General features: G+C 71.8%; 11 protein-coding genes. 6 read left to right on the top strand and 5 right to left on the bottom strand.

Features of this window, described 5'->3' with window-relative positions; genetic code table 11:
- Positions 1-96 precede the first annotated feature (96 nt).
- The 3 genes from WD026_RS10375 to WD026_RS10365 are packed head-to-tail and all read left to right on the top strand — an operon-like array spanning position 97 to position 3,726.
- Positions 97-2,031, top strand: coding sequence for an MFS transporter (locus WD026_RS10375; protein WP_425723580.1), 1,935 nt, complete (start codon positions 97-99; stop codon positions 2,029-2,031).
- Positions 2,032-2,077: 46 nt separating this feature from the next.
- Positions 2,078-2,476 (top strand): helix-turn-helix domain-containing protein, encoded by a 399-nt coding sequence (locus tag WD026_RS10370; protein ID WP_425723579.1) that lies wholly within the window; start codon positions 2,078-2,080, stop codon positions 2,474-2,476.
- A complete protein-coding gene (locus WD026_RS10365; protein WP_425723578.1) occupies positions 2,473-3,726 on the top strand; it encodes a type II toxin-antitoxin system HipA family toxin in 1,254 nt (417 codons plus the stop codon). The genes WD026_RS10370 and WD026_RS10365 overlap by 4 nt, the downstream gene beginning before the upstream one ends.
- Before the next feature lie 13 nt (positions 3,727-3,739).
- Here the strand turns inward: WD026_RS10365 and WD026_RS10360 are convergent, their stop codons facing one another.
- Genes WD026_RS10360 through WD026_RS10350 form a run of 3 tightly spaced genes read right to left on the bottom strand, consistent with a single transcriptional unit; the run spans position 3,740 to position 7,971 of the window.
- Positions 3,740-5,644 carry a potassium transporter Kup gene (locus WD026_RS10360; RefSeq protein WP_425723577.1) on the bottom strand — a complete coding sequence of 635 codons (1,905 nt, stop codon included), beginning with the start codon at positions 5,642-5,644 and terminating at the stop codon, positions 3,740-3,742.
- A 60-nt stretch (positions 5,645-5,704) separates the two neighbouring features.
- Positions 5,705-6,418 (bottom strand): response regulator, encoded by a 714-nt coding sequence (locus tag WD026_RS10355; protein WP_425723576.1) that lies wholly within the window; start codon positions 6,416-6,418, stop codon positions 5,705-5,707.
- A complete protein-coding gene (locus WD026_RS10350; protein WP_425723575.1) occupies positions 6,415-7,971 on the bottom strand; it encodes a sensor histidine kinase in 1,557 nt (518 codons plus the stop codon). Before WD026_RS10350 ends, WD026_RS10355 begins: the two co-directional genes overlap by 4 nt.
- Before the next feature lie 196 nt (positions 7,972-8,167).
- Here WD026_RS10350 and WD026_RS10345 point away from each other — a divergent pair, with 196 nt between their 5' ends.
- The 3 genes from WD026_RS10345 to WD026_RS10335 are packed head-to-tail and all read left to right on the top strand — an operon-like array spanning position 8,168 to position 10,522.
- A complete protein-coding gene (locus WD026_RS10345; protein WP_425723574.1) occupies positions 8,168-8,635 on the top strand; it encodes a hypothetical protein in 468 nt (155 codons plus the stop codon).
- Positions 8,632-9,432, top strand: a complete 801-nt coding sequence (locus WD026_RS10340) for a DUF2145 domain-containing protein (RefSeq protein WP_425723573.1) — start codon at positions 8,632-8,634, stop codon at positions 9,430-9,432. The genes WD026_RS10345 and WD026_RS10340 overlap by 4 nt, the downstream gene beginning before the upstream one ends.
- 25 nt (positions 9,433-9,457) lie before the next feature.
- Positions 9,458-10,522, top strand: coding sequence for a serine endopeptidase (locus tag WD026_RS10335; RefSeq protein WP_425723572.1), 1,065 nt, complete (start codon positions 9,458-9,460; stop codon positions 10,520-10,522).
- Here WD026_RS10335 and tgt read toward each other — a convergent pair.
- Together tgt and WD026_RS10325 are read right to left on the bottom strand one after the other, a co-directional pair.
- Positions 10,519-11,691 (bottom strand): tRNA guanosine(34) transglycosylase Tgt, encoded by a 1,173-nt coding sequence (gene tgt / locus WD026_RS10330; RefSeq protein ID WP_425723571.1) that lies wholly within the window; start codon positions 11,689-11,691, stop codon positions 10,519-10,521. The genes WD026_RS10335 and tgt overlap by 4 nt on opposite strands.
- A 30-nt stretch (positions 11,692-11,721) precedes the next feature.
- Positions 11,722-12,969 (bottom strand): PQQ-dependent sugar dehydrogenase, encoded by a 1,248-nt coding sequence (locus WD026_RS10325; RefSeq protein WP_425723570.1) that lies wholly within the window; start codon positions 12,967-12,969, stop codon positions 11,722-11,724.
- Positions 12,970-12,973: the final 4 nt, after the last annotated feature.

The raw sequence follows: 12,973 nt of genomic DNA, 5'->3' as shown, positions 1-12,973 counted from the left end.
GGGGGTGTCGCGCCGGTGTCGCGGGCATGCTGCAGCCCGCGTCACCGCACCGTGTTTCAATTCGCCGCCAGCGGCCCCCGAGGAAGGAGAACCTGCATGTCGTCCCCCCACGCCCACGATGGTCAGCCCAGTGGCCAGTTCGCCCTGCTGACCCAGCGCCGTTTCGGCCCCTTCTTCGGGGTGCAGATGCTGGGCGCCGGCAATGACAACGTCTTCAAGTTCGCGCTCACCGTGCTGGTGACCTACCAGCTGCAGCTGGAGTGGCTGCCGGCCTCGCTGGCCGGGCTGGTGATCGGCGCGCTGTTCATCCTGCCCTTCCTGCTGTTCTCGGCCACCAGCGGCCAGCTGGCCGACAAGTACCCCAAGCAGGTGCTGATCCGCCGGGTGAAGGACCTGGAGATCGCCATCATGCTGCTGGCCGGCTGGGGCTTCATGGCGCAGCAGATACCGCTGCTGCTGGGCTGCGTGTTCCTGATGGGCCTGCACAGCACGCTGTTCGGCCCGGTCAAGTTCGCCTACCTGCCGCAGCACCTGAGCGAGCGCGAACTCACCGGCGGCAACGGCATGGTCGAGATGGGCACCTTCGTGGCCATCCTGCTGGGCAACGTGGCCGGCGGCCTGCTGATCGCGCTGCCCGGCACCGGACCCACCGCCGTCGCCCTGGCCTGCGTGGTGCTGGCCGTGGTGGGCCGCCTGCTGGCCCAGGCGGTGCCGGCCTCGCCGGCCACCGACCCGCAGCTGCGCATCAACTGGAACCCGTTCACCGAGACCTGGCGCAACCTGCAGCTGGCGCGCGGCAACGTGGTGGTGTTCCGCTCGCTGCTGGGCATCAGCTGGATGTGGTTCTTCGGTGCCGTGTTCCTCAGCAGCTTCCCGGCCTTTGCGCGCGACGTGCTGCACGGCAGCGAGCAGGTGGCCTCGCTGCTGCTGGTGGTGTTCTCCATCGGCATCGGCGTGGGCGCGCTGCTGTGCGAGGTGCTCAGCCGCCGCCATGTGGAGATCGGCCTGGTGCCGCTGGGCGCCATCGGCATGAGCGTGTTCTCGGTCGACCTGTACTTCGCCGCCAGCGGCCTGCCGCCGGCCCAGGCGCTGCCGCTGGGGGCCTTCCTGGCGCAGCCGGCGCACTGGCGCGTGCTGATCGACCTGCTGCTGCTCTCGCTGTTTGCCGGCATCTACAGCGTGCCCATGTACGCCCTCATCCAGATGCGCAGCCAGCCCACGCACCGGGCCCGCATCATCGCGGCCAACAACATCCTGAACGCCCTGTTCATGATCGCCAGCGCCCTCATCGCCGGCCTGCTGCTGCACCTGGGTTTTTCCATCACCGAGCTGTTCCTGTTTGTCGGTCTGGCCAATGCGGTGGTGGCCGGCTACATCTTCCTGCTGGTGCCCGAGTACCTGCTGCGCTTCGTGGCCTGGGTGGCGTCGCACCTGGTCTACCGCTTCCGCATCCAGGGCGACGAGCACATCCCCACCGAGGGCCCGGCGGTGCTGGTCTGCAACCATGTGAGCTTTGTGGACGCCGTGCTGCTGATGGGCGCCAGCCCGCGCCCGATCCGCTTCCTGATGGACCACCGCATCTTTCGCGTGCCGGTGCTGGGCTGGCTGTTCAGGCTGGCCAAGGCCATTCCGGTGGCGCCGCAGAAGGAAGATCCGCAGGCCTATGCCCAGGCTTTCGAGGCCGCAGCCGCCGTGCTGCGCGAGGGCGACCTGCTGGCCATCTTTCCGGAAGGCGCCATCACCCGCGACGGCACGCTCCAGCCCTTCAAGGGCGGCGTGCTCAAGGTGCTGGAGCAGGCCCGGGCCGACGGCCTGACCGTGCCGGTGGTGCCCATGGGCCTGAGCCACCTCTGGGGCTCGTTCTTCAGCCGCATCGAGCTGCGCGGCGGCGAACCCACCGCCATGGTGCGGCCGTTCCGCCGCGGGGTGTGGTCGCCGGTGGCGCTGCAGGTGGGGCCGGCGCTGGCGGCCGAGGGGCTGACCACCGACGCCTTGCGCGAGCAGGTCGCCATGCTGGTGGTGAGTCCTTGAAATCACATATATGTAGATTTTTCCGTGTTTCGACTAACATATATGCATGCCGAAGAACCCGGAAGCCCTGCGTTCCCTGCCGCCCGCCGTGCAGGCGCATCTGCGCGAGCTGGGCGCCAACCTGGCGATTGCCCGCAAGCGCCGGCGTGAGCCGCGCCGGGCCTGGGCGCAGCGCATCGGGGTGTCCGAGCCCACGCTGGCGCGCATGGAGCAGGGCGACCCGTCGGTCTCCATGGGGGTGTGGGCCACCGCCTTGTGGCTCATGGGGCGGGCACAGGCCCTGCCCGATCTGGCCGCGGCCGAGCACGACCGGGGCGCCCTGGAAGACGCGGTGCGGGCCGCGCGCCTGCGCGCCGTGCGGGCCCGACCGGTGAGCGGGCCGGCACATGCCGAAGATGCCGACGATGCCGCCCGCCCGGCCGCGCTGGACCGGGTGCTGCCGTGAGCACGAAGCCGGGCACCCCGCTGGGCGACACGCTCTGGCTGTGGTGGCTGGGCCAGCCGCAGCAGCCCCGCCTGGTGGGCGAGCTGGCCATGGTGCGCAGCCTGCGCGGCGTGTCGCTGCGGTATGCGCCCGAGTGGCTGCAGATCGGCTTTGCCCTGAGCGAAGACCTGCCCCTGATCGACCAGACCTTTCTGCCCCTGCTGCCCGACACCGCGGCCGGCGCGGTGGACGATGCCCGCCCCGACCGCTGGGGCGAACGCGTCATCCGCTGGCTGGACCAGCCCGCCCGGCTGGCCGTGCTGGACTACCTGTTCCACGCCGGTGACGAGCGCTTTGGTGCGCTGGGCGTGTCCCGTGCGCCCGACCGCTACCTGCCGCACGCCAGCGCCGCCCTGCCGCACCTGGGCGATCTGCAAGACCTGCACCGCCTGGTGCAGCAGGTGCTGGCCGGCGAGCCGGTGCACGACCCGGCGCGCCGTCGCCTGCTGGCACCGGGCGCCACCATGGGCGGCGCCCGGCCCAAGGGGCTCATCGACATCGACGGCCACCCCTGGGTGATCAAGTTCAACGAGCGCGGCGAAATCCTGGACTGGCCGCTGATCGAACATGCCACGCTCACCCTGGCCGCCCAGGCCGGCATCCGCGTGGCGCCGTCGCGCGCCCTGCCGCTGCACGACGGGCTGCACGCCGTGGCGGTGCGCCGCTTCGACCGCGAACCGGGTGGGCGGCGCCGCCATGCCCAGTCGGCCCAGGTGGCACTGCGCGCAGCGGGCGAGGTGTCGGGCTATCCCGAGCTGGCCCAGCTGCTGCGCCGGCGCGGCGTGGTGGCCGATGCGGTGCACCGCCAGCAGATGCGCGAGCTGTTCCGGCGCATGGTGTTCAACATCCTGATCGACAACACCGACGACCACGACCGCAACCATGTGCTGCTGACCACCCGCAGTGGCGAGCTCGAGCTCTCGCCGGCCTTCGACGTGCTGCCCTCCGGCCAGAACCTGGGCTACCAGCAGATGCGCGTGGGCCGGCAGCAGGCCGACGCCACGCTGGACAACGCCGTGAGTGAAGCCGCCCTGTTCGGCCTCGCGCCGGGCGAGGCGGGTGACGAGGTGAGCACGGTCGCCCGGGTGGTCGAGGGCTGGGCCGACCACTTCGGCCGCTGCGGGGTGACGCCCCGCGATCTGGACGTGCTGGCCGCCAGCATCGACCGGCCGTTCCTGCGCGGGCAGCGGGTGGCCTGGCGCCGCACCTGACCGGCCCCGGGCATCACACCGCCACCCGCGTCCCCAGCTCCACCACCGCATTGACCGGCAGCCGGAAATGGTCGGCCACGCTGCCGGCGTTGCGGCTCATGGCGGCAAACAGCCGCTGGCGCCAGGCACCGGCACCCCCACCGGCCCGGGGCACCACGGCTTCCCGGCTCAGGAAGTAGGTGGTCTCGAAGGCGGGAATGCGCAGGCCGTGCGATTCGGCCATCTCGAGTGCCTGCGGTACATCGGGCGTGTTCATGAAGCCGAAGCGCAAGGTCACCCGCCAGAAACCGTGGCCCAGCGGCTGCACCTCGATGCGGCGGTCCATCGGCACCCAGGGCTCTTCCTCGAACACCAGGGTGAGCACCACGTTGCGGGCGTGCAGCACCTGGTTGTGGCGCAGGTTGTGCAACAGGGCCTGCGGCACGGTGGTCGGGTCGGCCACGGCGTACACGGCGGTGCGCTCGGCGCGCGGCAGGGAGCGCGGGTCGAGCTGGTCGATGAAGGACTGCAGGTCCACCCCGTCGCGCTGGATGCTCTCGATCAGCTGCTCGCGGCCGTGGGCCCAGGTGCTCATGAGCACGAACAGCAGCAGGCCCAGCACCAACGGGAACCAGCCGCCGTCGAAGAACTTGATGGCGCAGCCGGCCACCAGCAGCGCGTCCACGGCCAGGAAGAACGCGGTGGCGCCCAGGGCCAGCGGCCTGGGCAGTTGCCAGGCGCTGCGGATCACGAACCACGTCAGCACGGTGGTGATCATCATGGTCAGCGTCACGGCGATGCCGTAGGCCCCGGCCAGGGCCGACGAGCTGCCGAAGAACAGCACGGCGGCCAGCACACCGGCCAGCAGCGCCCAGTTCACGGCCGGCATGTAGATCTGGCCGATCTCGCGCGCCGAGGTGTAGCGGATGGTCATGCGCGGCAGGAAGCCCAGCTGGATGGCCTGCTTGGTCAGCGAGTACGCACCCGAGATGACGGCCTGCGACGCGATGATGGCCGCCAGCGTGGCCAGCACCAGCGCCGGCAGCACCCAGGCGTCGGGGAACAGCCGGTAGAACGGGTTGTCGATGGCGGCCGGGTCGTCCATCAGCAGCGCCCCCTGGCCCAGGTAGTTCAGCGCCAGGCCGGGCAGCACCAGACCGGTCCAGGCCAGCTGGATCGGCCGCCGGCCGAAGTGGCCCATGTCGGCGTACAGGGCCTCGGCCCCGGTGAGCGCCAGCACGATGGCGCCCACGGCCGCGAACAGCTGCCAGCCGCGCTCGGCCATGAAGTGCCACGCGTGCAGCGGGTTCAGGGCCGCCAGGATGGCCGGCTGCTGCGCGATCTGCACCGCGCCGGCCACACCCAGCACCACGAACCACAGCACGATGATCGGCCCGAACCAGCGCCCCACCGTGGCCGTGCCGAAGCGCTGCACCATGAACAGGCCGCCCAGGATGACCAGGGTCAGCGGCACCACATAGGCCTCCAGGGTCGGGGCGATCAGCACCAGGCCTTCCATGGCGCCCAGCACCGAGATGGCCGGCGTGATCAGGCTGTCGCCATAGAACAGCGTGGCACCGAACACGCCCAGCAGCAGCAGGGCTCGGCGCAGCCGGGGCCGGTCACGCGTGGCGCGGGCGGCCAGCGCGGTGAGCGCCAGCCCGCCGCCTTCGCCATGGTTGTCGGCGCGCAGGATGAGGGTCACGTACTTGAGCGTGACCACCAGCATGAGCGCCCAGAAGATGACCGAGATGGCGCCCACCAGATGCGCCGCATCGAGCGGCACGCCGGTGTGCGGCGCAAAGACTTCCTTGACGGTGTAGAGCGGGCTGGTGCCGATGTCGCCATAGACCACGCCGATGGCGCCCAGCGTGAGGGCGCCCAGCGCCTGGCGGCGAGGGGATGAAGGAGCCGATGAAGCAGAGGGAGCGGATGTCATGCCGATGCCTGAAGTGGACAGGCCCGCAGCATCGGCGCGCCCGCATCAGGAACGCATAAGTCAGCGGTCCCGTTGCTCGCCGTCGGTCAGGCGGTAACCCACCCCGGGTTCGGTGATGAGCAGCTGCGGATCGGCCGGGTCGGCTTCCAGCTTGGCCCGCAGCTGCGCCATGTACAGCCGCAGGTAGTGCGTGTGGTGGCTGAACTCCGGCCCCCACACATCCACCAGCAGCTGCCGGTGCGTCACCACCTGACCGGCCTGGCGCACCAGCCGGGCCAGCAGCCGGTATTCGGTGGGCGTGAGGTGCACGTCCTGCCCTTCGCGCTGCACCCGCCGCGTCTCCAGGTCGATGCTCACCCCGGCCACGGTCAGCCGCCGCGTGGCCGGCCGGGCATGGCGGCCCCGGTGCCGCAAGGCCACCCGCATGCGGGCCAGCAGCTCGGCCAGGCTGAACGGCTTGATCAGGTAGTCGTCGGCGCCGGCATCGAGCAGCTGCACCTTGGGGCCTTCGTCCATGCGGGCCGAGATCACCAGCACCGGCGTGCCGGACCGCTGCCGCAGTTCGGCCAGCAGGGCGCTGCCCTCGCCATCGGGCAGGCCCAGGTCCAGCAGCACCAGGTCGAAGCCGGCATCGGTCGGTGCGTGGGCCAGCAGGGCGCGTGCGTCGGCCAGGCTGGCCGCAGCGGCCACCCGGTAGCCCTCGACCTCCAGCGCCTGCTGCAGGGTGCGCCGCAGTTCGCGGTCGTCTTCCACCAGCAGCACGCCCAGGCTCATGCCGCATCCTCCGCGTCGGCCGGCGATCCACCGGGCAGGTCGTGCAGCGGCAGGCGCACCTCGAACCGGCTGCCGCCGCCGCGGCGTGCCCGCCAGCCGATGTCGCCGCCATGCGCCCGGGCGATGGCGCGGCACAGGGCCAGGCCCAGCCCGGCACCGGAGCGCGGCGCCGCTTCGGGTGGTGCACCCGCCGTGTCGGCGCGCTGAAACCGCTCGAACAGGCGCGCCTGCAGGGCCGGCGGCACGCCCGGTCCACGGTCCTGCACCGTCAGCACCACGGCATCGCCCTGGTGCTGCGCCAGCAGTTCCACCGGCGCGCCGGCGCCGCCGTGTTTGAGCGCGTTGTCGATCAGGTTGTCCAGCAGCTGCACCAGCAGCACGGCATCCACCCGCAACAGGGGCAGGCCGGGGTCGAGCCGGGCCTGGATGCGGTGTTGCGCATCGCGCCGTCGGGCCCGGGCGAGCACCGGCCCCACCAGGTCTTCCACCGCCACCCAGTCGGTCTGCAGGGTGATGCCGGGGCTGCCCAGGCGTGCCAGCTGCAGCGTGTTGTCGGTGAGCCGGGCCAGCTGACCGGCCTCGTCGGCGATGGTGGCGGCCAACCGCTGTTGCTGCTCCGTGTCCAGCCGGCCGACCTGGTCGTGCAGGGCACTGGCCGCCCCCAGGATGGTGGCCAGCGGCGTGCGGTGGTCGTGGGCGATGGCGGTCAGCAGGGTGTTGCGCAGGGCATGGTCGGCCGCCTGTTCCCGCGCTCCAGCGGCGGCGTCGAGGGCCCGCTGGCGTTCGCGCACCCCGCCCAGCAGATCGCACAGGGCCTGCAGTTGTGCCAGCACCTCGATGGCCTCGGCCGGTGCCGGCGCCCCGGGCACCAGCGCCGCGCCGTGCGTGGCCTGGCGACCCCGCAGCGGCAGGTACCAGGCACTGCGCTCTTCGTGGCGCCCGCTCCCTGGCCCGAGGGCCCGGCCCTGTTCCCGGCACAGGCGCAGCCCGTCGGCATCGTCGGGCGTGGCGGTGCCGGTCCAGTGCTCGCTGCCCTGTTCATCGAGCCACAGCACCACTGCTTCGGCACCGGCCGGCACGGGCCACTCGGCCTGCAGGGCAGCACGCAAGGCAGCGGCCTGTTCGGCCGGGTCGTCGAGCTGCCGCAGGGTGTCGCCCAGTTGCCGCAGCCGGTCGGACCGTCGGGCGTGTTCGGTGGCCCGTGCGGCGTGCCAGCGCAAGCGGCCCATGAGCAGGGTGACGATGCCGCTCACCGCCAGCAGGGTGAGCAGCAGCACCGCATGCTGGTGCAGACCCACGGTGAGCGTGCCGCGCGGCGGCACGAAGGCGTAGTTGAAGCCCACCACCGAGGCTGCACAGGCGATCAGGGCCACTGCCCGCGACGAGCCGATGGCCGCCACGGTCGCGCCCAGCACCAGCAGCAGCGCCAGGTTGGCCAGGTCCATGCGTCCGTCCAGGGCCAGCATCAGGCCCCAGGTGATGGCCCAGGCCAGCAGGCTGAAGGCAGCGGGCCAGCGGGCCAGCAGGAGCGGTTGAGCGGAGCGGGTCGGCATGGGCGGGCAGTGGGACACCGGCACGCTACCACGCCCGGCATCAGGATTCCGTCAGGGCGCCGGCACGCCGGCACGCCGGTATCGCGCCACGCTACCGGCGGTGCCGCGCCGTCGGACAACCGCAGACAACCGGGGGTGTGACGCACACCGGCGCCCCACCATGCGCCCCGTGTTCAACCAACCCCCGAGGTGTTTCATGTTCCGTCCCGTTCTCCTGCAACGCGCCCTGGTGGCCGCCGGCCTGTCGATGGCCTTGCTGACCAGCTCTCTCTCCCATGCCCAGAGCGAGGCCTCGGTGGCCGTCTCGGCCCTGCCGGTGGCCTCCGTCGTGGCCGGCTCGGCGGTGGCGGCGTCGGGCGCTGCATCGGCCGTGACCACCGTGCCGCTGGCCCTGTCGGCGGGTGGGGCGGTGCTGGTGGTCAAGGCGGTGGAGCTGTCGGCCCAGGGCACGGTCTGGGTGCTGGAGCGCCTGTCCGACGGCGCCCGTGCCAGCGTGCGCCTGTCCACCCGGGCCGCCGGGGCGGCGTCGGTGGGCGTGGGCACCCTGGTCACGGTCAGCATGACGGGCGCCGGCGTCATGCTGTCGGCCTCCGGCCAGGTGCTGGCCTTCATTCCCACCGCCCTGGGCGAAGCCCTGCTGGCCAGCGAGCAGGTGACCCGATGAAAGCCCGCCTCACCGCCATCGCCCTGCTGGTGGCCCTGGCCGCATCGGCGGCGCACGCCGGCCAGTCGTGCGAACAGAAACCGCTGTCGCCCGCGTCGCTGCAGCGTGGCCTGGACCTGGCCCAGCGCACCCATGCCGCGCTGGACGCGGCCCATCAGCGCGACGGCACCCGCGTGGTGGTGCTGGCCCGTGCCGGCCAGGACCTGAGCGCCCATGGCCTGCGCTACTCCCACCTGGGCTGGGCATACCGCCTGCCCGACGGCACCTGGCGCGTGCTGCACAAGCTCAACGACTGCGGCACGGCCCAGGGCCAGATCCACCGCCAGGGTCTGGGCGTGTTCTTCCTGGACGACCTCTGGCGCTTCGAGGCCGCCTGGGTGGTGCCGGCCCCGGCGCTGCAGGCCCCGCTGCACGCCGCACTCACCGAGGGCGAGCGCCCGCTGCGCATCCACCAGCCGGCCTACAACATGGTCAGCTACGCCTGGGGCACGCGCTACCAGCAGTCCAACCAATGGGCCATCGAGGCCATGGCCACCATGGTGGAGCCCGGCGTGGCCGAGCGCGAGGCCGCGCAGGCCTGGCTCAGGTTCAAGGGCTACCAGCCCACCCGCCTGACCATCCGGCCGATGCAGCGCCTGGGCGCCCGCGTGGGCACGGCCCACATCGCTTTCGACGATCATCCGAACGAATTGCGGTTTGCCGACCGCATCGACACGGTGACGGTGGACTCGGTCTTTGCCTGGCTGGGCCGCAGCCAGCTGGCCGGGCCGGTGCAGACCCTGTCACTGCCGAACTGACTTCATGCCAACCCTGGGAGCCCCCATGAGCAAAGCCTTGCGCTGGTCCGAAAAATGGTTTCGCCGCGGCCTGTGGCTGCTGGCCTTCGTGTTCGCCTGGTTCCTCACCGGCCTGGGCAGCACCATCGTCGGCGATCTGCCGCAGGTGGAGCAGCAGCGCACGCTGGACGACTTTCTGGACCCGCAGCGGGCACCGGCACTCAAGGCCGCCATCCGCGAAGCCGACCGTGCCGAACGCGACCTGCAGGCCGAGCTGGAGCAGCTGCAGCTGCAGCAGCAGGCGGCCCAGGCCAACCACCGCGCGGCGCGCGACAGCTTCCAGCAGTGGCTGGCCACCCGCAGCGCCACCCAGCGGCCCGACCAGGACGACGAGCTGGTGCAGCGCACCCGCGCGCTGGATGGCCTGCGCCAGGCCGAGCGCCAGGCACTGGCGGCGGTGGAGGCGCGCCAGCAGTCGCTGCTGGATGTGCGCCAGGGCCGCGACCGGTCACAGACCGAGCTGCAGCAACTGCAGGACGGTGCGCGGCAGCAGTTCGACAGCGCCCGCCGGGCCCAGGAACTGCGGGTGTTCGCCTACCGCCTGGCGCTCACCCTGCCGCTGCTGGCCGTGGCCGGCTGGCTGTTCGTGCGCAAGCGCCACACCAGCGCCTGGCCGTTCGTGTGGGGCTTCGTCATCTTTGCCGGCGTGGCCTTCTTCGTGGAGCTGGTGCCCTACCTGCCCAGCTACGGCGGCTATGTGCACTACATCGTGGGCATCGTCATCACGGTGCTGGGCGGGCGCCATGCCATCGCCGCCCTGCAGCGCTACCAGGAGCGCCAGCGCCAGGCCGAGACCTTGCCCGACACCGAACGCCGCCAGGCGCTGGACTACGACCTGGCCCTCACCCGCCTGGCCAAGGGCGTGTGCCCCGGCTGCGAACGCACGGTGGACCTGAAGGACCCGGCCAACGATTTCTGCCCGCACTGCGGCATCTGCCTGCACAACCGATGCGGTGCCTGCCAGACGCGCAAGAACGCGTTCGCCCGCTACTGCCACGGCTGCGGCGAGCCGGCGGCGGTGCAGGGGGCCGCCAGCCCGTCGGCCGGCTAGACGCCGCGCGCCCGGTCGGCCGCGAACTGTGCCCGGAAGGCACCGAAGCGGCCGGCCTCCAGCGCCTCCCGCACCTCGCGCATGAGGTTGAGGTAGTAGTGCAGGTTGTGGATGGTGGCCAGCATGGGGCCGAGCATCTCGCCGCAGCGGTCGAGGTGGTGCAGGTAGGCGCGGCTGAAGCCCTCGCGGCCGCCATCATCCCAGCTCACGCCCGAGCGCCCGGCACAGGCGTGGCAGGTGCAGGTGGTGTCGAGCGGTCGGTGGTCGGTCTTGTGGCGGGCGTTGCGGATCTTCAGATCGCCGAAGCGGGTGAACAGCGTGCCGTTGCGCGCATTGCGGGTGGGCATGACGCAGTCGAACATGTCCACGCCGTCGGCCACGCCCTGCACCAGGTCTTCCGGCGTGCCCACGCCCATGAGGTAGCGCGGCTTGTGGGCCGGCAGGCGGTGCGGCGTGTGGGCCATGATGCGGCGCATCAGGTCCTTGGGCTCGCCCACGCTCACGCCACCCACGGCGTAGCCGGGGAAGTCCATGGCCACCAGGGCGTCCAGCGACTCTTCCCGCAGCGACTCGAACATGCCGCCCTGCACGATGCCGAACAGTGCGTTCGGGTTGCCCAGGCGGGCGAACTCGTCCTGCGAGCGCCTGGCCCAGCGCAGGCTCATCTCCATGCTGCGGCGGGCTTCGTCGATGGTGGTGATGTGGCCGTCGGTCTCGTAGGGCGTGCACTCGTCGAGCTGCATGACGATGTCGCTGTTGAGCCAGGTCTGGATCTGCATGCTGACCTCGGGCGACATGAACAGCTTGTCGCCGTTGACCGGGCTGGCGAAGTGCACGCCTTCCTCGGTGATCTTCCTCATGTTCCCCAGCGACCACACCTGGAAGCCGCCCGAGTCGGTCAGGATGGGCTTGTTCCAGCGCTCGAAGCCGTGCAGGCCGCCAAAGCTCTGCATCACTTCCTGGCCCGGGCGCATCCACAGGTGGAAGGTGTTGCCCAGGATGATCTGCGCGCCCATGTCCTCCAGGCTGGCGGGCATCACGCCCTTGACCGTGCCGTAGGTGCCCACCGGCATGAAGATGGGCGTCTGCACCACGCCGTGGTTGAGCGTGAGCCGGCCGCGCCGGGCGTGGCTGTCGGGGTCGGTGTGGAGCAGGTCGAACTGCAGCATGGGTGTGTTCCGTGAGAGGAATGAGGAGGGTCAGGGCCGGGGGGCCACGACGATGACGGTGCGGTTGCGGTCTTCCACGATCCACAGCCGGTTCAGATGGTCCAGGGTGATGCCGGCGGGTGTGCCGCGCGGGCGCACCCCGGGGGCGGCCTGCCAGCCGGCCACCAGGTCCTGGCGGGCGCCGGTGGGGCGGCCGTCCGCGCCGAGGGCCCAGCCGGTCACCCGGTGTCCGACATCGCGGTAGCCGTGCCATACCGCCAGCAACCGGCCGTGCCAGGGCGAGTCGGGGGGGGTGGCGGCGTCCGTGGCCGGCACCGCCAGCAGCTGCAGCGGCGCCGCATGCGCCGGCCATGCCGCATGGGGCGCACGGTGCTCGCTGCAGGTCGCCCGCCCTTCGTAACCACGGGTGGTCACGCTGCGGCCGCGCGCATCGCTCACGCAGTACGGCCAGCCGAACGAGGCGCCGGGCACGAGTTCGTTGAGTTCTTCGGCCGGCAGCGTGGCGTCGGTGTAGTCGACCGAGTTCTCGGCCTGCCACAGGCGCACCGTGCCGTCGGCTGCGCGCGTGCCGGCCAGCCCCAGCGAGTTGCGCAGGCCCGTGGCCAGCGGTGCCCAGCCTTCCAGGCCGGCGGCACCGACCCGGGCCTGGTAGACGGCCGCACGGGGCTGCGGCCCCTGCAGCTCCGGGCAGGGCACAGGCTGTGTCTGCACCGGGCCGTCGCTGCGGCAGGCATCGGTGGCCGATCCCAGGTTGACCAGCAGGCGGCCGTCCGGCGCAAAGGCCAGCTCCTTGAGCGGGTGGGCCCCGTCGGCGGGCAGCCCGGCCTTGAGCACCTCGCGCTGCAGCGGGCCCTGGGCCAGGTCGGCCGGGCGGGTGCGCCACAGGGTGCCGGCCTCGCCGACATACACCTGACCGTCCGGCCCCATCACCAGGCCGTGGGGCCGGTCCAGGCCGCTGGCGAGCACGGCGATGCGGCCGGGCTGTCCGGGGGCGATGTCGGTGCGCAGTTCCAGCAGGCGGCCGCGCCGCGGCTCCCAGTTGCCCATGTCGATGATCCAGAAGCGGTTCTGTGTCACCTCGATCAGCCGGCGGGGCATGCGCAGGCCGTCGCGGGCATCGGCCACCAGCCCGGCACACCAGCCCGCAGGGACCGTCAGGTCGATGGCCGGGTAGCCGGCACACAGACCCTGGCTCGCATACCCCGACGGGCCCGGATCGGCGGCCTGGGCCGGCAGGGCCAGTGCCAGGGTCAGCAGGGCGGTGGCAGACAGACGCACAGAC

It is taken from the genome of Hydrogenophaga sp. R2, from assembly GCF_049843595.1.
Classification (GTDB): domain Bacteria; phylum Pseudomonadota; class Gammaproteobacteria; order Burkholderiales; family Burkholderiaceae_C; genus Hydrogenophaga.
This window is presented reverse-complemented; position numbering and strand designations above follow the sequence as displayed.